The organism is Viridibacillus sp. NPDC096237, from assembly GCF_050278625.1.
Classification (GTDB): domain Bacteria; phylum Bacillota; class Bacilli; order Bacillales_A; family Planococcaceae; genus Viridibacillus.
Map to the genome: position 1 here is coordinate 22462 of NZ_JBNNTI010000013.1, position 22913 is coordinate 45374.

25 protein-coding genes are annotated in these 22913 nt (G+C 37.0%); 23 read left to right on the forward strand and 2 right to left on the reverse strand.

Going from position 1 to position 22913, the window contains the following annotated elements; all coding sequences use genetic code 11:
- Positions 1-42: 42 nt before the first annotated feature.
- From ACQKMD_RS09520 to ACQKMD_RS09580, 13 genes are all read left to right on the forward strand, one after another.
- Positions 43-825 carry a phosphatidylserine decarboxylase gene (locus ACQKMD_RS09520; RefSeq protein ID WP_427751587.1) on the forward strand — a complete coding sequence of 261 codons (783 nt, stop codon included), beginning with the start codon at positions 43-45 and terminating at the stop codon, positions 823-825.
- A gap of 86 nt (positions 826-911) precedes the next feature.
- Complete coding sequence (locus ACQKMD_RS09525) at positions 912-1427, forward strand: YqeG family HAD IIIA-type phosphatase (protein ID WP_427751478.1); 516 nt, start codon at positions 912-914, stop codon at positions 1425-1427.
- A gap of 4 nt (positions 1428-1431) precedes the next feature.
- Entirely contained in the window at positions 1432-2535 is a 1104-nt protein-coding gene (yqeH, locus tag ACQKMD_RS09530) for a ribosome biogenesis GTPase YqeH (protein WP_427751479.1), read from the forward strand.
- A gap of 12 nt (positions 2536-2547) precedes the next feature.
- Positions 2548-3393, forward strand: coding sequence for a shikimate dehydrogenase (gene aroE / locus ACQKMD_RS09535; protein WP_427751480.1), 846 nt, complete (start codon positions 2548-2550; stop codon positions 3391-3393).
- Positions 3380-3679 carry a ribosome assembly RNA-binding protein YhbY gene (gene yhbY, locus ACQKMD_RS09540; RefSeq protein ID WP_053416422.1) on the forward strand — a complete coding sequence of 100 codons (300 nt, stop codon included), beginning with the start codon at positions 3380-3382 and terminating at the stop codon, positions 3677-3679. The genes aroE and yhbY overlap by 14 nt, the downstream gene beginning before the upstream one ends.
- Before the next feature lie 12 nt (positions 3680-3691).
- Entirely contained in the window at positions 3692-4264 is a 573-nt protein-coding gene (locus ACQKMD_RS09545; protein ID WP_427751482.1) for a nicotinate-nucleotide adenylyltransferase, read from the forward strand.
- The gene (yqeK, locus tag ACQKMD_RS09550) at positions 4251-4829 is read left to right on the forward strand and encodes a bis(5'-nucleosyl)-tetraphosphatase (symmetrical) YqeK (RefSeq protein ID WP_427751484.1); all 579 of its coding nucleotides are present in this window, start codon (positions 4251-4253) and stop codon (positions 4827-4829) included. Before ACQKMD_RS09545 ends, yqeK begins: the two co-directional genes overlap by 14 nt.
- Positions 4826-5170 carry a ribosome silencing factor gene (gene rsfS, locus ACQKMD_RS09555; protein ID WP_427751485.1) on the forward strand — a complete coding sequence of 115 codons (345 nt, stop codon included), beginning with the start codon at positions 4826-4828 and terminating at the stop codon, positions 5168-5170. Before yqeK ends, rsfS begins: the two co-directional genes overlap by 4 nt.
- Complete coding sequence (locus ACQKMD_RS09560) at positions 5167-5904, forward strand: class I SAM-dependent DNA methyltransferase (RefSeq protein ID WP_427751487.1); 738 nt, start codon at positions 5167-5169, stop codon at positions 5902-5904. Before rsfS ends, ACQKMD_RS09560 begins: the two co-directional genes overlap by 4 nt.
- 136 nt (positions 5905-6040) lie before the next feature.
- On the forward strand, positions 6041-6664 hold the full coding sequence (locus ACQKMD_RS09565; RefSeq protein ID WP_427751590.1) for a helix-hairpin-helix domain-containing protein: 624 nt from the start codon (positions 6041-6043) through the stop codon (positions 6662-6664).
- A gap of 71 nt (positions 6665-6735) precedes the next feature.
- Complete coding sequence (locus ACQKMD_RS09570; RefSeq protein ID WP_427751489.1) at positions 6736-7317, forward strand: ComE operon protein 2; 582 nt, start codon at positions 6736-6738, stop codon at positions 7315-7317.
- 269 nt (positions 7318-7586) lie between these two features.
- Positions 7587-8951 carry a ComEC/Rec2 family competence protein gene (locus ACQKMD_RS09575; RefSeq protein ID WP_427751491.1) on the forward strand — a complete coding sequence of 455 codons (1365 nt, stop codon included), beginning with the start codon at positions 7587-7589 and terminating at the stop codon, positions 8949-8951.
- A complete protein-coding gene (locus ACQKMD_RS09580; RefSeq protein ID WP_427751493.1) occupies positions 8936-9616 on the forward strand; it encodes a ComEC/Rec2 family competence protein in 681 nt (226 codons plus the stop codon). Before ACQKMD_RS09575 ends, ACQKMD_RS09580 begins: the two co-directional genes overlap by 16 nt.
- Before the next feature lie 21 nt (positions 9617-9637).
- Here ACQKMD_RS09580 and ACQKMD_RS09585 read toward each other — a convergent pair whose 3' ends face one another.
- A complete protein-coding gene (locus ACQKMD_RS09585) occupies positions 9638-9772 on the reverse strand; it encodes a YqzM family protein (RefSeq protein WP_038187184.1) in 135 nt (44 codons plus the stop codon).
- 163 nt (positions 9773-9935) lie between these two features.
- Between ACQKMD_RS09585 and holA the strand changes: the two genes are divergently transcribed.
- On the forward strand, positions 9936-10946 hold the full coding sequence (gene holA / locus ACQKMD_RS09590) for a DNA polymerase III subunit delta (RefSeq protein ID WP_427751495.1): 1011 nt from the start codon (positions 9936-9938) through the stop codon (positions 10944-10946).
- A gap of 1024 nt (positions 10947-11970) precedes the next feature.
- Here holA and rpsT read toward each other — a convergent pair.
- Positions 11971-12219, reverse strand: coding sequence for a 30S ribosomal protein S20 (rpsT, locus tag ACQKMD_RS09595; RefSeq protein ID WP_038187177.1), 249 nt, complete (start codon positions 12217-12219; stop codon positions 11971-11973).
- Positions 12220-12383: 164 nt separating this feature from the next.
- Between rpsT and gpr the strand changes: the two genes are divergently transcribed.
- The 9 genes from gpr (at position 12384) to dnaJ (ending at position 22904) form a co-directional block, all read left to right on the forward strand.
- Positions 12384-13400, forward strand: a complete 1017-nt coding sequence (gpr, locus tag ACQKMD_RS09600; RefSeq protein WP_427751497.1) for a GPR endopeptidase — start codon at positions 12384-12386, stop codon at positions 13398-13400.
- A gap of 55 nt (positions 13401-13455) precedes the next feature.
- Entirely contained in the window at positions 13456-14283 is an 828-nt protein-coding gene (gene spoIIP, locus ACQKMD_RS09605) for a stage II sporulation protein P (RefSeq protein ID WP_427751499.1), read from the forward strand.
- 62 nt (positions 14284-14345) lie between these two features.
- A complete protein-coding gene (gene lepA / locus ACQKMD_RS09610) occupies positions 14346-16181 on the forward strand; it encodes a translation elongation factor 4 (protein ID WP_427751501.1) in 1836 nt (611 codons plus the stop codon).
- A 370-nt stretch (positions 16182-16551) separates the two neighbouring features.
- Positions 16552-16695 carry a hypothetical protein gene (locus ACQKMD_RS09615; protein ID WP_427751503.1) on the forward strand — a complete coding sequence of 48 codons (144 nt, stop codon included), beginning with the start codon at positions 16552-16554 and terminating at the stop codon, positions 16693-16695.
- A 168-nt stretch (positions 16696-16863) separates the two neighbouring features.
- Entirely contained in the window at positions 16864-18000 is a 1137-nt protein-coding gene (hemW, locus tag ACQKMD_RS09620) for a radical SAM family heme chaperone HemW (protein WP_427751504.1), read from the forward strand.
- Positions 18001-18095: 95 nt separating this feature from the next.
- Positions 18096-19121, forward strand: a complete 1026-nt coding sequence (hrcA, locus tag ACQKMD_RS09625; RefSeq protein ID WP_427751506.1) for a heat-inducible transcriptional repressor HrcA — start codon at positions 18096-18098, stop codon at positions 19119-19121.
- 26 nt (positions 19122-19147) lie between these two features.
- Positions 19148-19735 (forward strand): nucleotide exchange factor GrpE, encoded by a 588-nt coding sequence (gene grpE / locus ACQKMD_RS09630; protein ID WP_427751508.1) that lies wholly within the window; start codon positions 19148-19150, stop codon positions 19733-19735.
- 45 nt (positions 19736-19780) lie between these two features.
- Positions 19781-21610, forward strand: coding sequence for a molecular chaperone DnaK (gene dnaK, locus ACQKMD_RS09635; RefSeq protein ID WP_427751509.1), 1830 nt, complete (start codon positions 19781-19783; stop codon positions 21608-21610).
- Positions 21611-21785: 175 nt separating this feature from the next.
- Positions 21786-22904: a molecular chaperone DnaJ gene (dnaJ, locus tag ACQKMD_RS09640; protein ID WP_427751511.1), complete on the forward strand. Its 1119-nt coding sequence runs from the start codon at positions 21786-21788 to the stop codon at positions 22902-22904.
- Positions 22905-22913: the final 9 nt, after the last annotated feature.

Sequence of the window (22913 nt, forward strand, 5' to 3'; positions counted from 1 at the left end):
TAAGGTTCCGTAAATCTTTTTTGAAATGGAGGACAATGCATGATGAAAGAAAAATTTTATCAAAAAGCGATTGAACTAACGAATGGTAAATGGTCTTCGCTGCTTTTAAAACGCTTTACCACATCGTCTATAAGTAAGAAGATAATACCGTCCTATATTGATATATACGATATTAAAACGGACGAGGTTTCAAAAAACATGCAATCTTTTACGAGTTTACATGATTTCTTCACACGTAAGCTCGTGTCAGAAGCAAGACCAATTGATCATAATCCAGAAATGTATGTAAGTCCTGTTGATGCAAAAATTGAATCGTTTGGAACGATTGAAAATAATACATCGTTTTTGGTAAAAGGGAAAACCTACGATTTAGTAGACCTATTAGGTAAAGAAGAGCATGCCAAAACATTTGAAAATGGTCAATATATAGTCTTTTACTTAAGCCCTAGAGATTATCACCGTATCCATAGTCCGATTGATGGGAAAGTTGTTCGTCAATATATACTTGGTGCGAAGTCGTATCCAGTTAACGGCACTGGTCTTACATATGGTGATAAGCCGATTTCAGGCAATTATCGTAGTGTTACAGAGCTAAAAACGAATAGTGGCGCGCATTGTGAAGTGATAAAAGTCGGTGCGATGTTCGTGAATTCAATTCAATTAACGAATACGTCGGACACTTGGGAAAAGGGCGAGGAAGTTGGCTATTTCACATTCGGTTCGACAGTCGTCATGCTTTTCGAAAAGAATCGTGCAGCATTCTTTGAAAATGTTGTGAAAGATGGACGGATTCGTGTGGGAGAAGCGTTCGCACATATGTTATAATCGATAAAGTGAATTAAAGAGAATACGTCTAATTTAGTGAGTAAACACTAAATAACGTTGACTTCGATAGATAAGGGGAACATGATTTGTATAACTTTTTAATGCCAAAAGAATTTGTCACATCGATTTATCAAATTACACCTGACAAACTAAAGCAACTTGGTGTTCGCGGAATTATTACAGATTTGGATAATACGCTTGTCGAATGGGATCGTCCAGATGCGACTGAAAAGCTAATCGAATGGTTGAAAACAATTCGAGAAGCAGATATTCAAGTGATGATCGTTTCAAATAACGGCGAGCTTCGTGTTAAAGCATTCGCAGATCCGCTAGAGCTACCATATATCTTTAAAGCCCGTAAGCCTTTGGGTAATGCATTTAAACAAGCTTTAACGGAACTGAATATGCAGCCACATGAAGTTGTCATGGTAGGCGATCAAATGCTGACGGATGTACTCGGTGGAAATCGTTTACACATTCACACTATTTTAGTGAAGCCAGTTGCACAATCTGATGGTTTCGTCACACGCTTTAATCGCATGGTCGAAAGACGTGTCTTTAATTATTTGAAAAAACATGGTGTCAAAACTTGGGAGGAATAAATAAATGAATGAAATGCCAAATTGTATTGGCTGTGGAACAATTATTCAAACAGACGATTCAAAAGCGCCAGGTTATGCACCGGCTTCATCTCTTGAAAAGGAAAGTATTATCTGTCAACGATGCTTCCGTTTAAAAAATTATAATGAATTACAACCGGTAGCATTAACGGATGATGATTTCTTGCGTATTTTAAATGGTTTAGGTCAGCAAAAAGGCTTAATCGTTAAAATTGTTGATATCTTTGATTTCAATGGAAGCTGGTTACCGGGCTTACATCGCTTTGTAGGCAATAACCCAGTACTGTTAATTGCCAATAAAGCAGATTTACTACCAAAGTCAGTGAAGAAACAAAAAGTTGTTAACTGGCTAAAGCAAGAAGCGAAAAAATTAGGGTTAAAACCAATCGATGTTATGCTTGTTAGCGCTCATAAAGGTATGGGCATGCAAGAAGCAATGGGCGCTATCGATGAATATCGTCGTGGACAAGATGTATATGTTGTTGGTTGTACGAATGTTGGTAAATCAACTTTTATTAACCGTATTATTAAACAAGCAACAGGTGAAAAAGAAGTTATTACGACATCTTATTTCCCTGGAACAACTCTAGATATGATTGAAATTCCTATAGAGGATGGTAAAGCAATCTTTGATACTCCAGGAATTATTAATCATCACCAAATGGCACATTATCTAGACCCGTCTGAACTTAAATATATTATGCCGAAAAAAGAAATTAAACCAAAAGTATTCCAATTGAACGAAGGCCAATCATTATTTGTTGGTGCATTAGCACGCTTTGATTTCATACAAGGTGCTCGTGCTGCATTCACTGTTCATATTGCAAATGACCTACAAATTCATCGTACAAAATTAGAAAAAGCAGATGACTTATATGAAACCCACAGAGGTGAGTTACTAGCTCCACCTTCTAAAAAGTATATCGATCAATTGCCAGAGTTAGTGCGCTATGAATTCTCGATTAAAGAAGCGAAAACAGATATCGTCTTTTCTGGTTTAGGTTGGATTACCGTCCAAAATGCAAATGTTGTCATTGCAGCATATGCTCCTAAAGGTGTGGAAGTTCAAATTCGCCCATCGCTTATTTAGGAGGATTTTGATATGAAAAAATGGTTTGCAGTTATTGGAGATCCTATTGAGCATTCAATGTCTCCAGCAATGCACAATCAGTGGTTCTCAGAAGAAAATTTAGATGCAACTTACTTACCAATCCATGTATTACCCGAGGAATTAGAGGACGCTATCAAGTCTTTAAAATTACTTGGAGCAAGTGGATGGAATGTGACGATTCCACATAAAACTGAGATTATCCCATTTCTAGATGAGTTAGATGTTATGGCGAAAAAAATGGGTGCTGTGAATACAGTTGTGAGACAAGCGGATGGTAAGTTTAAAGGCTATAATACAGATGGTCTTGGATTTGTATGCTCGCTTGAGGAAGCAATCGGTAACACATACCGAAATGGCAATGTATTGTTAATCGGTGCTGGTGGAGCGGCAAGAGGAATTGCTTTTGCGCTACAGCATACGGGATATCATTCCATTACGATTGCAAACCGTACTGTAGCGAATGCAGAGCAAATTTGTACAGAACTTGGCGGTCAATCTAAAGCAGTATCACTGAAAGATGCAGAAGCAACTTTAGGTGACTATGATATATTAATTCAAACAACACCAGCTGGTCTAAAAAATGGTCCTTTACAACTGCCATTTGAACTAGATCAGCTTGCAACTAAAGCAATTGTTGCGGATATTGTGTATAATCCTTTAATGACGCCTTTTTTACAGGTGGCAGAACAACGCGGAGCAACTGTGGTGACAGGGTTAGGAATGTTCGTTCATCAAGGTGCTTTAGCTTTTAATTATTGGTTAGGACAGTTCCCAAATACGACTTCTATGAAAGAATCGTTAACGGAGCAATTAGGAGGAAATAATGTTAACAGGTAAACAAAAACGTTTTTTACGTGCGGAAGCACATCATTTAAATCCAATTTTCCAAGTAGGTAAAGGCGGGGTAAATGACGCATTAATTAAACATATTAAAGAAGCAATTGAAGTACGCGAATTAATGAAAGTTCGTATTTTAGATAACTGTGAAGAAGATAAGCATGAAGTAGCAGAAGCATTAGCAAAAGGTGCTCGTGCAGAACTTGTGCAACTAATTGGATTAACAGTTGTATTATATAAAGAATCTCGTGATAACAAACGTATTGAATTACCGAAATCTAAATAAGGATTTGGTTTTATGCGACGAATTGGTTTATTAGGTGGTACGTTTAATCCACCTCATAACGGTCATTTAATAATGGCAAATGAAGTATATGATGCACTTGGGCTAGATGAAGTTAGGTTCATGCCCAATGCCATTCCACCTCATAAACAGACGGCTCACGATGCTACAGCTGAAGACCGTATGATAATGACAGGGTTGTCAATTGCTTCGCATGAGCACTTTAAACTCGAGCCATTTGAAATAAAGAGTGGTGGCATTTCTTATACGTATGAAACGATGAGGAGGCTAACTGCAAGTGAACCTGACTGTGAATTTTATTTTATTATCGGTGGCGATATGATTGATATGCTTGATCACTGGTATAAAATTGATGAACTAATGGAACTTGTGAAATTCGTTGGTGTTAACCGTCCACATTCGAAAGCAGAAACAACATATCCTGTGCAAATAATAGATGCACCACTCATTGAGTTATCATCCACTTTGATTCGCGAGCGTGTGCAGTCAAATCGCACAATTACTTTTTTAGTACCAACAGAAGTTGAACAGTTTATACGAGAGGAAGGGTTATATGGAACGCGATGAATTATTATTAGCGATGAAAGACCGTATGCCTGAAAAACGTTATATCCATACAATTGGTGTTACTGAAACGGCAATTGCATTGGCAGAACGCTTTGGGAGCGATCCAAAAAAAGCAGAAGCTGCAGCAATTCTACATGATTCATGCAAGTATGCTGATAGAGATTGGATGAAATCGAAAATTATCGACAAAGAGATGGATTCGACTCTACTAAAATACCACCATGAACTTTGGCATGCACCAATGGGCGCTTATGTTGCGAAAAAAGAATTTAATATTGAAGATCAAGACATACTAAACGCCATCTGCTACCATACTACAGGACGTAAAGGGATGAGTGATTTAGAAAAGATTGTCTATATTGCAGATATGATTGAACCGAATCGTCGATACCCTGGCGTAGAAGACTTACGAGCTGCTGCAAAGGGTGACGATCTAAACGAAGTGATGATTGCGTGCATACGCCATTCCATCGTATTTTTAATAAATAAAAATCAACCGGTGTATCCGGATTCATTCAAATGTTATAACGATTTGATGTTAAAGAGAGGACAAGTGAAAGAATGACTAAAACTTTATTACAACTTGCATATAAAGCGGCAGACGACAAACGTGCGGAGGATATCGTCGTATTGAATATGCAAGGAATTTCACCATTAGCAGATCATTTCATCGTTTGTCATGCCAATTCTGACCGTCAAGTGCAAGCAATTGCACGTGAAATGGTAGATGTAGCACATAAAGAAGGTTTTGAAGTGAAACGCTTAGAAGGTTTTGACGCAGCTCGCTGGATACTAGTAGATATGGGCGATGTTGTGGCACATGTATTCCACCGCGATGAGCGTACTTTTTATAACTTGGAACGCTTATGGGGAGATGCTCCATTCGTAAACGTTGAAGAACTATGAGTAGCTACCAGCGTTTTGCCGAAGTATATGATACATTAATGATGGATATCCCATATGATCAGTATGTAGATTGGGTAGTTAAACATGCACCGAGCATAACTGCACCTAAGTTATTAGATGTTGGTTGTGGTACGGGCGTGATGGCTGCAAAATTTGCACGACAAGGATATGATGTGAGTGGTGTTGATTTATCGGAAGAAATGCTAGCAATTGCAAGTGAACGCTTTATGGACGATAAACTCGCTATCCCATTATTTTGTCAATCAATGGACGAGCTTGAAGGTTTTTCTGATTTAAATGTTGTTACGATTCCAATTGATTCCCTTAATTATTTAGTGGATGAAGAGGCGGTTGTTGCTACATTTGAGCACATATATGCGGCACTTTGTAATGGTGGTCATTTATTTTTTGATGTTCACTCATTATTCAAAATGGATTCTATCTTCCTAGATGGACCATTTACGTATGATGACGGAGAAATTACTTATATTTGGGATACAGAGGCAGGGGAAGCTCCACATTCTGTACACCATGATATGACATTTTATGTAAACGTAAATGAGCAGCTTTTCGAGCGATTTGAAGAGTATCATTATCAACGTACATTCTCGGCTGAGCAATACGTTAAATGGCTTAATGATGCTGGATTTTCTAAAGTATCAATTACAGCAGATTATAAGGAAGAAGCTCCAGTAGCAGAATCTGAACGATTATTCTTCCACGTTGTGAAATAAACTCTTTTCAATTATTAAAATATACTATAATATGGAATTAGCTTCGTATGATATGCCTTCTGAAAAGAAAGGATGGTGCGGACTAATTCCTTCTTTTTTCAAGCAGTATGGCAAAAAGTATCTACTCCCAGGGATCATGATTTTGTCGTGCTTTTTTTATTTCTACTTCTCCAACAACCCGTCGGACACTCCCCAAACCGACATTTTCGAAACAATCCCAGAAGAAACAAAAACGGAACAACCATCAATTACTGAACAGCAAGAATCACAAGGTATTATTGCTGATACATCCATTATTGTAGATGTCAAAGGGGCGGTCAAAAACCCTGGTGTTTACTCATTATCTGCAGAAAGTCGGGTGATGGATGCTATTTTACTAGCTGGTGGCTACGCAAAAAATGCTGATTCAGTAGGTATTAACCATGCCCAGCGACTACTGGATGAAATGGTCATTTATGTACCTAAAATAGGTGAAGAGCCGACGGAAGTACAAGCAATTGCTGGTATTCAACAATCGACGTCACCATCTACTCAATCGGGTAGTAGTCAAACTGGTAATCAGTCAGATAAAATCAATTTAAATACAGCTGACGAAGTAGCACTTATGAATTTAAATGGAATCGGTCCTTCAAAGGCAAAAGCGATTTTAAGTTATCGTGATGATAGCGGTCCGTTCAAAACGATAGAAGATTTAAAAAATGTAACAGGAATTGGCGATAAAACGTTTGAAAATTTACGCGACTTTATTACCGTTCAATAAATGATGCATTGACGGTTTATGTTGGTTGTGGCTAAATTTATACTAGAACGATTTATTCAGGAGGCATTCATATGGAGCGTATTACTTGGGATCAATTTTTCATGGCACAAAGCCATTTATTAGCATTAAGGAGTACATGTACCCGATTAGCTGTTGGAGCAACAATTGTACGTGATAAACGTATTATTGCAGGTGGCTATAATGGTTCAATTTCTGGAGATGATCATTGTATCGACAAAGGATGTTACGTTGTCAACAACCATTGTGTGCGTACAGTGCATGCAGAAACAAACGCATTATTACAATGTGCAAAATACGGGACATCAACAAACGGAGCAGATTTATATGTGACACATTTCCCTTGTCTCCCTTGTACTAAATCTATTATTCAATCTGGTATTCATAATTTATATTACGCAACAGATTATAAAAACAATGAATATGCGATCGAATTGTTTAAGCAAGCTGGAGTAAATGTTGTACATGTTCCTTTTGATGAACGGAAAGTTGACTTTTTAAGCGATGAAAAAATGGCGCTGTACGTTGAACTATTAAATAAACTGCGTGATAGCGGTGCTTCAAATGAGGAATTAGCTCCCTTTGAAGAGAAGGTGAAAGAGCTATTTGGCTTGCAAATATTCAACATAAAATAATTTTCTTTGCTTTGTCGATCTTACTAGCAACAGTTGCTGCCCATGAATCGGCAAAGCTACTTTTTATATTAATCCCCTATAGTATTTGGCTTTATTTAAAAAAAGAAAAAATAATCATAATACTATGTATTATTCTTGTCACCATCTCCACATATTGTTATTTCTCACATAATTTAGCTACTAGAGATACCCCTATCCCAAATGACATAAATATTACTTGGACCAATCAATATAAGGTAAATGGACAGAAGCTAAGAGGCTTTGCAAAATTGCAAAATGGTCAAAAAGTATATATTATTTTCACTCTTCAATCAGAAGAGCAAAAGAAAAAATTTGAAGAGCAATCTTTATGCGGTTCAGTTTTTCAGGTATCTGGTGAATTGGTTGAACCTGCAATGCCTGCTCATCGTTACGCTTTTTCGATGACTAATTATATTGAAAGCAATGGTGCACAAGGTATTTTTGAAGCAAAGAGTTTCCGCTTTGTATCAAAAGAAAGATCATTATCTGTGTTCTTTGCAGAGCAACGATTTAGAATGAAAAAGCATATAGAAAATACATTCCCAGAAAGTTTAGTAGCTGAAGCGCAGTCACTTATAATAGGTGACCGTGAAAATGTCGATATGGATACTGAACGTGCTTATCAAAAACTAGGTATAACACATCTATTTGCTATCTCAGGTTTGCATGTTGGGCTCGTTTCGATGCTTGTGTATGAATTATTACTGAGGTTACATATACGCAGAGAACATGCAACATGGGCTCTTATTATAGGACTACCTATATATGCTTGTATCGCAGGAGGTGCACCGTCTGTTTGGAGGGCAGTGTCAGTTGTTGAGCTTGTAATGCTAAGTAGAATTGTTTCGAATCGCTTAGCAATTGATGATGCGCTAGCATTGAGTTTTATCGGATTTGTATTATTACAGCCGAGCGTAGTGTTTCAAATCGGTTTTCAATTATCTTATTTGGCGACTGTATCGTTAATGTTTTCGGGAAAGATTTTCTCATTCGCGAAAAGTGCCTGGCAACAATCATTTGCTATCACTTTTGTGTGTCAGCTACTCGTCTATCCTTTACTTTTGTATCATTTTTTTGAAATTAGTTTGTCTTCGTTTATTGCCAATATATTTTTTGTTCCGCTATTTTCATTTGTTGTATTACCAACAAATTTAATGTTGTTAATGCTCACCTATGTGTCAAATCCATTAGCGGGGGTTTGTTTTTTTATATATGAACCTGCTCGTGAATTATTGTCGGCGATTATCATGTGGTTACAGACGATTCCGTATCAAATGTGGACGCCAGGAAGACCTTCTGTCTGGCTTCTACTCTTAGCATTTGCTAGTGTCATTTTCGTGTTAATACAAATAGAACAACGAAAACATTGGTTCCTTATTGCTTTTACACTATTATTTTCTGCATTTTTGATTCATGAAAGTCCTGCATGGAATGGAGATTTAAAAATTACATTTTTAAGTGTAGGTCAGGGTGATTGTACGATTATTGAATTGCCATTTCGGAAGAAAATCTATGTCATAGATACTGGAGGAGTACTAAGGTTTGATCAGGAGGCATGGAAGTATTCTAAAAAGCCGTATGAAGTCGGTAGAGGATTGTGGTTCCTTATTTAAAAGGAAGTGGTATACGGGCTGTAGATACGCTTATATTGACACATGCTGATGCAGACCACGCTGAAGGTGCTGAGGAGGTAATGGAAGAAATTAGCGTTAAGGAAATTCATGTGTCGCCAAACTCATGGCAAAAATCAGTTATGAAAGATGTGGTAGACATCGCACAAAAGGACGGTATTCCAATCCGTGAGCAGATTGCAGGGAGGAGTTGGATGCAAGGAGAAACTACATTATCTTATTTATCCCCAGATGATTTGATTTATGAAGGCAATGATGATTCTCTTGTTTTAATGTTACAGCATGCAAATTTTAAGGCATTATTTACAGGTGATTTAGAGCAAACAGGAGAAATAATCTTGGTAGAAAATTATAAAGAAACTATTTCTAAAATGGATATTTTAAAAGTGGGGCATCATGGCAGTAAGACGTCTTCAACAGAACCTTTCTTAAAACTAGTGCAACCACGTCTATCGATATTTTCTAGCGGTTTAAATAATCGTTACGGTCATCCGAATAAGGATGTTGTTACAAGGTTCGAAGAAATGCAACTACCGACTTTAAATACGGCAGAAGTGGGAACAATTGAAGTAATCGTCTCTAAGAGTGGATTTACAGTGTTTAAAACAAAAAATCTGCAGAAACAGAAAAAGACATTATCAAATTGATAATGTCTTTTTAACTGTATCTTATAGAGCTGCGTAATCGATGACAGTCGCAATGATGAAAATAAGTGCGAAAAACACGAATGATACGCCAAAACCTACTCCTGAATCGATTGCGTCGTTACGCTTTGATTGTACGTTTTCTTCAAATGGATTCATTGCTACCCCTCCTAATTCTCATTAATTATACGGTATGCCTATTAAAAAAGCTATATTGAAAAGGCAAAAATAGATGACTGCTCTAGAATGACACAATTTGTTCAAACTCACAGAATGAGAAATTTACGGTATACTGTAATCAATGTCAATTAGAGGTGAGACTATGTTTTCAACAATATGGAAAAATATAAAAAAAGGAGATTTACAGCCTGTCTACTTACTTGCGGGCTTAGAGCCTTATTTTATAGATGAAACAATAAGACGTATTAAAACGCAACTTGAAGAAGCTGGAGAAATTGAGACAATCACAATTGATTTGGATGAGCAACCAATCGATTATGTGATTGATGAATCAGATACAATCCCATTCTTCTCAAGTCAAAAACTTATCATTGCGAAAAATGCATCGTTCTTAAAAGCAACCGAAAAAGGCAAAGAGAAAATTGATCATGACTTAAAACGATTAGAAAAATGGTTAGACTATCCGTCAGATACATCGATAACAATTTTTATTGCTCCTTATGAAAAGCTTGATGAGCGTAAAAAAGTAACAAAGTTAATGAAAGATAGAGCTGTTTATTTACTCGCTGAAACGCCGAAAGAAAATGATTTAATGGTTTGGGTGCAAAATGAAGTAAGTCAGCAAAAAAAAACAATTGACCAAGATGCCACTAGTAAATTAATCGAGCTAGTAGGTATGGATATGCTTCATTTACAGTCAGAGATTGAAAAACTGAGCTTATATTTAGGTGAAGAAAATACAATTACGCAAGCTCTAGTAGAGGAAATGGTTGCGAAAACGCTTGAACAAGATGCTTTTAAGATGCTTAATGCTTATTTACACAGAGATGTTTCTAGTGCATTAACTATTTACCATGATCTTATACGTCAAAAACAGGAGCCAATCGCACTTGTAGCATTACTTGCATCCCAAATTCGTTTAATGTCGAATGTTTATTATTTACTAAAAAAGGGATACCATTCGCAACAAATTGCAAAACAACTAAAGGTCAACCCTTATCGTGTTAAACGAATTGTTGAAGATCGTCGGAAAATTTCAGAGGATAGTTTACTAAAAGGTTTATTTGGGTTAAGCGAAGTTGATTATCAGTTAAAAACAATGAGCGGACGAAGAGAGCGCTATTTAGAATTATTTATGATGAAACCAATATAGAGGCAAGCACTCTCTGTTGTGAGTGCATAAGTGCGTTGATTTCCGCTACGGTGGACGCATTCCGCGGGCGGGCGCCAAGTCGCTTCGTCGCTATGCTCCTGCAGGGTCTTGGACTTCCCGTTATTCCCGCAGGAGTCGCCACCTTCGCTTCAATCAACTACACATGTAATAAAAACAAATCTTTTGAGACGATGAAAAATGATGACGAGACCTCTTCAGACTGTAGACAAACTCGAAGAAATTCGAATTTATCTACGGTCTTTTTTAAAAAATAGATATGGCATTGATGTCCGCTACGGTGGACGCCAAGCCGTTTCGTCGCTATGCTCCTGCAGGGTCTTGGACTATCCCGCTATTCCCGCAGGAGTCGCCACCTCCGCTCCAATCAACTACACATGTAATACAAACAAATCTTACGGCATTGTTAAATAGGACTTAATTGATATTTTCTACAAATAAGCTTATGTATCTAATATAGCTGTTACTGCAATACTCAATACAATTAAAAGAAATGATGCTGTAAACGCTAAACTGTATTTTTAGCAGTCTTTTTACTTCTCTTTATTTTTTTCGATTGCTCAAGATTTAGACAAAAAATAATGCTTAAAATTGGAGTTAAGTAAAGACTAATGAATAAAAATGTTATATCCATGCATAATACCTTCTCTCCAAATAGTCCCTAAAACCTTACGGAGTACTTTTGAGTAATGATTTGGTAGATACAATATAGTTTTTTTATAACAATATTTCCTTTTATTAAAATATTTACGGCAAATGGTTAATTGGGGCTTACTTGGATAAAATAACACGAGGTGACGTGAATGTATGAATGAATCCAAATCGCAATAAATAGTGCGATTTCGTTATACTAATACGAAATAACCTTATGTTGCCATATTCTACGGACTTGATAGTTATTTGTATTTTAATAACAACAGTTTGCTTTAATGTAAGTTTTAAAAAAATATTTAAACACAAAAAAAGACTAGAGATATATCTCTAGTCCCTTTGAATCCATAATGGATTAAGCTTTTTTCATTAAACGAGCTTTTTGACGAGAAGCTGCGTTTTTGTGGATTAAGCCTTTAGATGCTGCTTTATCTAATGATTTAACAGCTACGCTTAAAAGTTCTTTTGCGTTATCTTCTTTAGCAACTAAAGCAGTTTCAGCTTTTTTCACAGCAGTACGCATAGCAGATTTCACTTGCGAATTTTGTGCATTAACTTTTGCATTAGTTTTTACGCGTTTGATAGCAGATTTAATATTTGGCATTAACTTTCACCTCCTAAAAAGGATCGAGATGAGTAAATTCTCAACTGTTTCAAGTGTCTATACAACAGTCATCATTTTAGCAAATCACAGTATAAAAATCAAGCATCAAATGCAAAGAATATTTACTTGACAGTTGGACCAAAATAAAAAGAGAGGTGATTAGTTTGGAAAAGAATAAATGGTATCGAACAGATTTAGTAGATGAGACGGAAGAATTTATTAATCATAGGACAAAGGAAGAGCGCGAAACATTGCGTGATTCTGCAGGTATTAAGGTGTTAGAGGAAGATCGCGGGCGCGTTAAAATTACGCGTGTAGATGTCGATTCGAGCGGCGCAGAAGAAATAGGAAAGAAGGAAGGAACTTATTTTACTTTTACCATCCCGACGTTAACCACAGATGATGAAGAAGGGTTCAAGCAACTCGGGGAAGTTTTAGCAAAAGAATTAACAACACTCCATCCTTTTATTAAAGACAAAAATGACAGCAAAGTACTTATTATTGGGTTGGGAAATAAGACCATTACCCCTGATGCAGTAGGGCCACTAGCAATTGATGAACTGCAAAATAGTGCCACGTCGATCCAAGAACGTTGTATTATTTATGCACCGGGAGTAACAGGGCAGACAGGCTATGAAACGAGTTCCTTTATAAAAGCTTTAGCTGAACAAATAAAACCAGCACTAGTTATTGTAGTAGACGCACTTGCTACAAGAGCTAGTAATCGACTTTGTAAAACCATTCAAATGACAGACACGGGGATTCATCCAGGGTCTGGCGTAGGTAATATGCGTAAAGAAATTTCAAAAGAAACAATTGGTTGTCCTGTAACTGCAATTGGCTTACCTACAGTTGTCGACGGACCAGTACTTATCGCAGATGCTGTCGATACACTTTTCCAATCTATTGCAGCTAAAATACAGGAAAAAAATAGTCCGTCCTCCGCTTTGTCTGTAACACCCTGGAGACCATCAGACGCTTCTAAGGTAGATTTAGAGGTAATAAAACCGATATTTGGCGAATGGTCGACTTGGCCAAAAGAGGAGCGTTTACAGCTCTTTGAAGAGTCTCTTGTTGGGCATGACCGATTGTTTGTAACACCGAAAAACATAGATGAGTGGGTACACAACTATGCATACCTGATTTCCGAAACATTAACTGAATGGATTGAAAGTACGTAAAATGTTCTAATTAGCTCCCCTCCTCCATACATTGATAGGAGGAGGGGGATGTTAAATGCGACGGAAAATGCAAATGTGGATTGGTCTTCTATGTTTTTTCTTTATGCTACCAATTATTACTGTAAAGTTACCAATCTGGCCACAGCAAGAGGCAACAACAACACCATCAACAAAACAAGATACGAAAATAGTCTATGCTGCCAATACTGCCACTGAAAAAAATGCTTTGACAAATAATAAGGACGCTTCATTTAATACACTAATATATTTCACGCATTCCCATGAAGCTTACTACCCTATTTTGAAAAGCCAAAATCAAAAAATAACAGCCTATCATAACGCAACTAATGTTTTGCAACTAGGTTCAGTTATCGAAGCCCATTTTAAACAAAATGATCTTTCAACGGATATTTTAGAAGTTGATACGATGACAGAAATGCAGAAAAAAAATATAGCGCTTTTTAAAGCGTATGATGCTGTAAGGCCATATGTAAAAAAACAATTAGAGAAAAAAGAATATGATTTGGTGCTAGATATCCATCGTGATTCCGCAAATAAAAAAGCCACAACAACAACCTTTGATGGCGAAAAGTACGCGCGAATTGCTGTCGTTGTTGGTGGTGAAAATAAACAGTCTAAATGGAATGAAGCCTATGCTAATCAGCTATCCGCTCATTTAAACCAGCTAGTTCCTAACATCTCTAGAGGTGTTATGAAAAAAGAAGGTTCGGGTGTAAACGGTGTATATAACCAAGATCTTTCGAAAAAACTTCTAGTAGTTGAATTAGGTGGAGTAGATAATACGGAAGACGAATTAAATCGTACCATTGCCATTTTGGCAAGAGCAATTTCGGAAGCATTTTCAAATCAAACTTCATCATAATATTGCATAAAATAGCTGTTCACTGCTATAATTCAAAATAGTTTATATAGGAGTGGACACGCATGAACAGAGAAGAACGTTTGAAACGACAAGAAAATATTAGAAATTTCTCCATTATTGCTCATATTGACCACGGGAAATCAACATTAGCAGATCGTATATTGGAAACTACAAAAAGTTTAACTTCCCGCGAGATGAAAAATCAGCTTCTAGATTCTATGGATTTAGAAAGAGAACGTGGCATTACCATCAAATTAAATGCAGTTCAATTACAATATCAAGCTAAGGATGGAGAGATTTATACCTTCCATTTAATCGATACTCCTGGACACGTCGATTTCACTTACGAAGTATCTCGTAGTCTTGCAGCTTGTGAAGGTGCTATTTTAGTTGTCGATGCAGCTCAAGGTATTGAAGCACAGACACTTGCGAACGTATATTTAGCATTAGACAATGACCTTGAAATTCTTCCTGTTATTAATAAAATCGATTTACCTTCAGCAGATCCAGAACGCGTACGTCAAGAAGTAGAAGATGTCATCGGTTTAGATGCATCAGAAGCAGTACTTGCTTCTGCTAAAGCAGGTATCGGTATTGAAGATATTTTAGAACAAATTGTTGAAAAAGTACCAGCGCCAACAGGAGATCCTGATGCGCCACTAAAAGCATTAATTTTCGATTCTTTATATGATTCATATCGTGGTGTAATTACTTATATTCGGATTGTAGATGGAACAGTTAAGGCTGGCGATAAAATTCGTATGATGGCGACAGGCAAAGAATTTGAAGTTGTTGAAGTAGGGGTATCAACACCTAAGCCAACACTTTGTAAAGAGTTAACTGTCGGTGATGTAGGTTTCTTAACAGCATCTATCAAAAACGTAGGTGATACGCGCGTAGGTGATACAATTACCTTAGCAAACAATCCTGCTACCGAGCCATTAGCTGGTTACCGTAAGTTAAATCCTATGGTTTATTGTGGTTTATATCCAATCGATACTGCTAAGTACAATGATCTTCGTGATGCATTAGAAAAGCTAGAGCTAAATGACTCTGCTTTACAATATGAACCTGAAACTTCACAAGCTTTAGGCTTCGGATTCAGATGTGGTTTCTTAGGTTTACTTCATATGGAAATCATTCAAGAGCGTATTGAACGTGAATTCAAAATCGATCTGATTACTACCGCACCAAGCGTAATCTACCATGTGCAGATGACAGACGGTTCTGAAGTTCAAGTGGACAACCCGTCTATGATGCCGGACCCTCAAAAAATTGATCGTATTGAAGAACCGTATGTAAAAGCAACTATTATGGTACCGAACGATTATGTTGGAGCAGTTATGGAAATTTGCCAACGTAAACGTGGTAACTTTATGACGATGGACTATATTGACTCGACTCGTGTAAGTATTTACTATGAGATTCCTCTTTCAGAAATTGTCTATGATTTCTTTGACCAATTAAAATCTAGTACGAAGGGCTACGCTTCTTTCGATTATGAATTAATTGGCTATCATCCATCTAAATTGATGAAAATGGATATCCTTTTAAATGGTGAACAAGTCGATGCATTAAGCTTTATCGTGCATAACGATTTTGCTTATGAACGTGGTAAAGTCATCGTTGAAAAACTTAAAAATCTAATTCCACGTCAACAATTTGAAGTACCGATTCAAGCAGCAATCGGTCAAAAAATCGTTGCTCGTTCAACAATTAAAGCGATGCGTAAAAACGTTTTAGCTAAATGTTACGGTGGAGATATCTCTCGTAAACGTAAACTTTTAGATAAACAAAAAGAAGGTAAAAAACGTATGAAACAAGTCGGTTCAGTTGAAGTACCTCAAGAAGCATTCATGGCTGTACTTAAAATGGACGACGACGCACCTAAAAAATAATAATGATTTATCCAACATGATAAATCGTTATAACTAAGCGGTTACGTGATATGGAGGTTTGAAGCCACCATATTACTACCGCTTTTTGTTTTTATAGAGATTAAGGGGTATTAAATTTTTTTTTGATTTTGTACCGTTTTTTTTAGGTTTAACGAAGGGATAAATAGGGTAAAAACTTATTAAGAGAAAAAACATATAAAAAGTGGGTAGTTTTTCGACATTTTTCGCTAAAAAATGAAAATTGAGGTATTCAAAATACAAAAGTTTTGATAAGCTTATTAAACACTATATGTATAGTGAATTTATGGGTTAATGAATTAATGAATGTAAGGAGTGAGTTCAAATCGATTATCGTGATGGAAACGACCGTTTGGATCGCTTAATGGCAACGCTAGAAGCTGAACTTTTAGCTTTTGAGGCACGTGTGGCTCATATGCAGGAAAAATTGAATGAACTTAAACAAGAAGAAGCAAATATACAGCATGAAATTGTTGAATATAAAAGAGCAGTATAAAGAAGTTACAGTGGGTATTATTATCGCTGTAACTTTTTTTACGTTTTAAAGTGACTATAATTCCATTGTTTTGCGTTTCAGCTTAAATACTATAGAATGAAGCTACGTGTTGGAAAGAGTGAATTTATATAAGAACAGATAAATTTCGACAAGAAAGAAGGAATCAGATTGGCTAGAGGCGTTTATATACACATTCCATTTTGCCATCAAATTTGCAATTATTGCGATTTTAATAAAGTGTTTTTCAAAAACCAGCCGGTCGATGAATATATAGAAGCATTAGGTATGGAGATGAAATTATGGACTGAAGACAAAGAGGCATTCAGTCATATAGAAACCATTTTTTTAGGTGGAGGAACACCAACATCTTTATCACCAGCTCAACTCTCAAGACTATTAACTTTGATTAAAACGTATATTCCGATGGAACATGTTACAGAATTTACATCAGAGGCAAATCCAGATGAATTAACAAAAGAAAAATTAAAAGTACTTTTTAACGGTGGAGTAAATCGTTTAAGTTTAGGTGTACAAGCTTTTCAACCAGAACTATTGAAAAAACTAGGGCGTACACATTCCAATAAAGATGTTTTTGAAACCATTAAGGAAGCAAAAAAAATAGGATTTGAGAACATTAGCATTGATTTAATGTATGGACTACCTGATCAAACAATGGACGAATGGAAAGCAACACTAAAAATGGCATTTGACTTAAATCTCCCGCATTACTCAGCATATTCGCTTATTGTAGAGTCCAAAACGATTTTCTATAACTTGATGAACAAAGGGAAATTGAGCTTGCCAGGTGAAGACAAAGAGGCAGATATGTATGAGGAATTGATGCAACAAATGGAGTCACATGGTTGGCATCAATACGAAATAAGTAATTTCGCCAAAGATGGACATTCTTCTATTCATAATCGTATTTATTGGGACAATGATGAATACGCTGGCTTTGGTGCAGGAGCTCATGGTTATGTCAATGGCATTCGTTACTCAAACCATGCTCCATTAAAAAAATATATCAGTACATTAGAATACGGAGAAAGACCCATACTAAAAACGCATGAAGTAACACAAAATGAAAAAATTGAAGAAGAACTTTTTCTGGGTTTACGGAAAACAGCAGGAATATCTAAATCTCATTTTGAGGAGAAGTTTGGTTGTACGATTGAAAGCGTATATGGTGAAAAGCTTAAATCACTCGTTTCAGTGGGACTTTTATCTAATGATAAAGACGCTGTAAAGTTAACGAGAAAAGGACGTTTTGTGGGAAATGATGTTTTTGAAGAATTTTTACTATAAACACATGCGTTTCCGTTGACATAAAATAATAGATTTGATAAGTTAAATATAGTATTAGCACTCTTCTTAAGTGAGTGCTAACAGAGGTGATGATCATGCTAACAAATCGGCAGTTACAAGTATTGCAAGTAATCGTAGATGACTTCATTATGTCAGCGCAACCAGTTGGCTCTCGACAGATCTCGAAGAAGGAAGGTATTACTTTTAGTCCAGCAACCATTCGTAACGAAATGGCGGATTTAGAAGAACTAGGTTACCTAGAAAAAACGCATACTTCATCGGGGCGAGTTCCGTCTGAAAAAGGTTACAGATTTTATGTGGATCATTTGCTTAAACCTCAAGTAATTACAACAAAAGAGATTCACAAAATCCAATCTGTTTTCCAAGATCGGATTATGGAAACTGAACAAGTAATTCGGGAGTCAGCTACGATTTTATCTGAATTGACGTCGTACACATCTATATTATTAGGACCGGATGTGCAGTTGCATAAAGTTAAACGATTTTCAATTGTACCTTTAACAACTGATTCTGCAGTCGCTATTATCGTTACAGATAATGGACATGTTGAAAATCGTATTTTCTCTTTACCGTCGGATTTTTCACCGTCGGATATAGAGAAGGTCATAAATATTTTAAACGAACGACTGATTGGCGTTCCGTTAGAGCATCTACAAAAAAAGCTTGAACTTGAAACGGCAGCGGTTATAAAACAACATCTCGGGACTTATGACGGATTACTTTCTTCATTAATAGACGTGACAGCACATCAATCAGAAGGTAAAATCTTCTATGGTGGCAAAACGAATATGTTCAATCAACCTGAGTTTCATGACATAAACAAAGTTCGAATGCTTATGGAACTAATGGAAAAAACTACTCAAATCCAATCCATTTTCCCTTTGAACCAATCGGGAATTCACATTCGTATTGGCTCTGAAAACAATCATTTAGCGATGGAGAATTGCAGTGTTATCACAGCATCTTACTCAGTAGGTGAGGGACAAAGTGGTTCAATAGCCATTATCGGCCCAACAAGGATGGATTATCGACGTGTCGTTGCATTACTCGACTTTATGAGTGGCGATTTAACGCGCCAACTGACACAAAAACCGAGGTAGAGAGCGACATTATAGGAGGATGAAAAGTGTCTAAAACAAATGAAACTAAAGAGCAAACAGTAGAAGAAAATGCAGTAGTTGAAGAACAATTAAATGAACAAGAAGAAAAAGTAGATTCTGAAGCTGTAGAAGCTATACCTGAACTAACAGTTGAGGAGCAGCATCAAGCAGAAATTACAGCGCTAGAGCAAAAATTGGACGAAGCAGAAAGCCGTTTCCTTCGATTACGTGCGGACTACGATAATTTAAAACGCCGCTCTCAAACTGAACGCGTGGCACAAGAAAAGTATCGCTCGCAAAATTTGTTAACGGATCTACTTCCGGTATTAGACAATTTCGAACGAGCTTTACAAGTTGAAGCTACAACGGAAGATGCCGAATCCATGAAAAAAGGGATTGATATGGTATACCGTTCATTAATAGAAGCAACAACAAAAGAAGGCTTAGAACCGGTAGCATCTGAAGGAGAAGCGTTTGATCCAAACATTCACCACGCTGTTATGCAAGAACAAGATGATTCTAAAGAGCAAGGAATCGTTTTACAAGAGCTACAAAAGGGGTATAAGCTAAAAGACCGTGTACTACGACCAGCAATGGTTAAAGTTAATGAATAAATTCTAAAAAGAAAAAAATGAATGAAAATCTAGGAGGACTATGTAATGAGCAAAATTATCGGTATTGACTTAGGGACTACAAACTCATGTGTATCAGTATTAGAAGGCGGAGAACCAATCGTAATCGCTAACAAAGAAGGCGCACGTACAACACCATCAGTTGTAGCATTTAAAAACGGCGAACGCCAAGTTGGTGAAGTTGCTAAACGCCAATCAATTACAAATCCAAACACAATCATGTCTATTAAGCGTCATATGGGTACTGACTACAAAGTAAATGTAGAAGGTACAGAATATACTCCTCAACAAGTATCAGCAATGATTTTACAACATTTAAAAGACTTCGCTGAAGACTACTTAGGAGAAAAAGTAACACAAGCTGTTATTACAGTTCCTGCTTACTTCAACGATGCACAACGTCAAGCTACAAAAGATGCTGGTAAAATTGCTGGTCTTGAAGTTGAACGTATTATCAATGAACCAACAGCAGCAGCACTTGCTTACGGCTTAGAAAAAACAGATGTAGATCAAACTGTTCTAGTATTTGACCTTGGTGGTGGTACATTTGACGTATCAATCCTTGAACTAGGTGACGGTGTATTCGAAGTAAAAGCAACAGCTGGTGATAACGCTCTTGGTGGAGATGACTTTGACCAAAAAATTATCGACTTCTTAGTTGCTGAATTCAAAAAAGAAAACGGCGTTGATTTAGCTAAAGATAAAATGGCGTTACAACGTTTGAAAGACGCTGCTGAAAAAGCGAAAAAAGAATTATCAGGTGTAACAACAGCTCAAATTTCACTACCTTTCATCACTGCTGGTGAAGCGGGTCCATTACACTTAGAAGTTTCTTTATCTCGTGCAAAATTCAATGAGATCACAGCTGACTTAGTTGAACGTACAATGATTCCAACTCGTCAAGCATTAAAAGATGCTGGATTATCTGCTTCTGAAATCGATCAAGTAATTCTTGTTGGTGGTTCAACTCGTATTCCTGCAGTACAAGATGCAGTGAAAAAAGAAACTGGAAAAGAGCCTCATAAAGGTGTTAACCCTGATGAAGTAGTAGCTATGGGTGCTGCTGTACAAGGTGGCGTATTAACTGGTGATGTAAAAGACGTTGTACTTCTTGATGTAACTCCACTTTCACTTGGTATCGAAACAATGGGTGGCGTTTTCACTAAATTAATCGATCGTAATACAACGATCCCAACTTCTAAATCACAAACATTCTCAACAGCTGCAGATAACCAACCTGCTGTAGATATTCACGTATTACAAGGTGAACGTCCAATGGCTGCTGATAACAAAACTTTAGGTCGCTTCCAACTTTCAGATATCCCTGCTGCACCACGTGGCATCCCTCAAATCGAAGTTACATTCGATATTGATAAAAACGGTATCGTAAACGTTAAAGCTAAAGACCTTGGAACTCAAAAAGAACAAACGATTACTATCCAGTCTGATAGCTCATTATCTGATGAAGATATCGAACGCATGGTAAAAGAAGCTGAATTACACGCTGAAGAAGATAAAAAACGTAAAGAAGAAGCTGAACTTCGTAATGAAGCAGACCAACTTGTTTTCCAAGTAGATAAAACAATCGCTGACCTTGGCGAACAAATTACTGAAGATGAGAAAAAATCAGTAGAAGATGCTAAAGAAGAGCTAACAAAAGCAATTGAACTTGGCGGAATCGAAGGAATCAAAACTTCTAAAGAAAAATTAGAAGGCATTCTTCAACCTTTAGTAATGAAAGTATATGAGCAAGCAGCTCAACAACAAGCAGCACAAGGCGAACAAGGCCCATCAGCTGATAAAAAAGATGACGGCGTAGTCGATGCAGACTTCACTGAAGTTGACGATAACAAATAATGCTAAAAAATAGAGCGCATTTTTAATGGCGCTTGAACGGTGCAAATTAATTTTATGCATTGTTGTTTTGAAAGAAGCCAAAGACCGCCTCGGGCTTTGGCTTTTTTCAATGTTTTTGCCATTTGTTCTTTCCATGTTACAATATATTTTATGCAAACGGAGCGGAGTGTGAAAAATGAATAAACAAGATTATTATGAAGTCTTAGGTCTTCAAAAAACAGCGTCAAAAGACGAAATTAAAAAAGCTTATCGTAAACTATCAAAACAATACCACCCTGATTTGAACAAAGAGGCAGGGGCAGAAGAAAAATTTAAAGAAATTGCTGAAGCTTATGAAGTGTTAAGCGATGACCAAAAAAAAGCACGCTATGATCAGTTTGGACATCAAGATCCTAACCAAGGATTTGGTGGCGGTGGCGGAGATGGCTTCGGCTTTGAAGACATTTTCAGTTCATTCTTTGGCGGAGGTGGCGGAAGCCGTCGTCGTGATCCAAATGCACCAACAAAAGGTGATGATCTGCAATATCGCATGACGATTAGTTTTGAAGAAGCGGTATTCGGTAAAGAAACTGAAATTGAAATTCCTCGTGATGAAACTTGTGAAACTTGTCATGGCTCTGGTGCAAAACCAGGTACATCGAAAGACACATGTTCTCACTGTAATGGCCAAGGTCAAATCAATGAGACAGTTACTACACCATTTGGTCAAATGGTAAACCGTCGTACTTGTGGTTACTGTAAAGGTAGCGGTCGAATTATCAAGGATAAATGTTCAACTTGTCACGGTGCAGGGACAGTTAAAAAACGTAAAAAAATCAAAGTTACAATTCCAGCAGGTGTTGATGATGGTCAACAATTGCGCGTAAGTGGGCAAGGTGAAGCGGGTACGAATGGTGGTCCAGCAGGTGACCTTTACATCGTATTCCATGTTCGTGCACATGAAAAATTCGAACGTGATGGCGACGATATTTATCTAGAGCTACCAATTACATTTGCTCAAGCGGCCCTTGGTGATGATATCGAAGTACCAACAGTCCATGGTAAAGTGAAAATGAAAATTCCTACAGGTACACAATCTGGTGATAGATTCCGCTTAAAAGGAAAAGGCGTCAAGAACGTTCATGGTTATGGAACGGGCGATCAACATGTAATCGTAAGCGTTGTAACGCCGAAGAAATTAACTGAAAAACAAAAACAATTATTGCGCGAATTTGCTAGTATTTCTGGAGATATCCCAGAAGAGCAAGGTAGCACTTTGTTTGATAAAATTAAAAACAAATTTAAAGGTGAATAAGGGAGTTGG

Coding starts and splice junctions, on each gene's coding strand:
- ACQKMD_RS09520 (WP_427751587.1), top strand. CDS start 43: ATGAAAGAAAAATTTTATCAAAAAGCGATTGAACTAACGAATGGTAAA.
- yqeH (WP_427751479.1), top strand. CDS start 1,432: ATGAATGAAATGCCAAATTGTATTGGCTGTGGAACAATTATTCAAACA.
- aroE (WP_427751480.1), top strand. CDS start 2,548: ATGAAAAAATGGTTTGCAGTTATTGGAGATCCTATTGAGCATTCAATG.
- yhbY (WP_053416422.1), top strand. CDS start 3,380: ATGTTAACAGGTAAACAAAAACGTTTTTTACGTGCGGAAGCACATCAT.
- ACQKMD_RS09545 (WP_427751482.1), top strand. CDS start 3,692: ATGCGACGAATTGGTTTATTAGGTGGTACGTTTAATCCACCTCATAAC.
- yqeK (WP_427751484.1), top strand. CDS start 4,251: ATGGAACGCGATGAATTATTATTAGCGATGAAAGACCGTATGCCTGAA.
- rsfS (WP_427751485.1), top strand. CDS start 4,826: ATGACTAAAACTTTATTACAACTTGCATATAAAGCGGCAGACGACAAA.
- ACQKMD_RS09560 (WP_427751487.1), top strand. CDS start 5,167: ATGAGTAGCTACCAGCGTTTTGCCGAAGTATATGATACATTAATGATG.
- ACQKMD_RS09565 (WP_427751590.1), top strand. CDS start 6,041: ATGATTTTGTCGTGCTTTTTTTATTTCTACTTCTCCAACAACCCGTCG.
- ACQKMD_RS09570 (WP_427751489.1), top strand. CDS start 6,736: ATGGAGCGTATTACTTGGGATCAATTTTTCATGGCACAAAGCCATTTA.
- ACQKMD_RS09585 (WP_038187184.1), bottom strand. CDS start 9,772: ATGAATCCATTTGAAGAAAACGTACAATCAAAGCGTAACGACGCAATC.
- holA (WP_427751495.1), top strand. CDS start 9,936: ATGTTTTCAACAATATGGAAAAATATAAAAAAAGGAGATTTACAGCCT.
- rpsT (WP_038187177.1), bottom strand. CDS start 12,219: ATGCCAAATATTAAATCTGCTATCAAACGCGTAAAAACTAATGCAAAA.
- spoIIP (WP_427751499.1), top strand. CDS start 13,456: ATGCGACGGAAAATGCAAATGTGGATTGGTCTTCTATGTTTTTTCTTT.
- lepA (WP_427751501.1), top strand. CDS start 14,346: ATGAACAGAGAAGAACGTTTGAAACGACAAGAAAATATTAGAAATTTC.
- hrcA (WP_427751506.1), top strand. CDS start 18,096: ATGCTAACAAATCGGCAGTTACAAGTATTGCAAGTAATCGTAGATGAC.
- dnaK (WP_427751509.1), top strand. CDS start 19,781: ATGAGCAAAATTATCGGTATTGACTTAGGGACTACAAACTCATGTGTA.
- dnaJ (WP_427751511.1), top strand. CDS start 21,786: ATGAATAAACAAGATTATTATGAAGTCTTAGGTCTTCAAAAAACAGCG.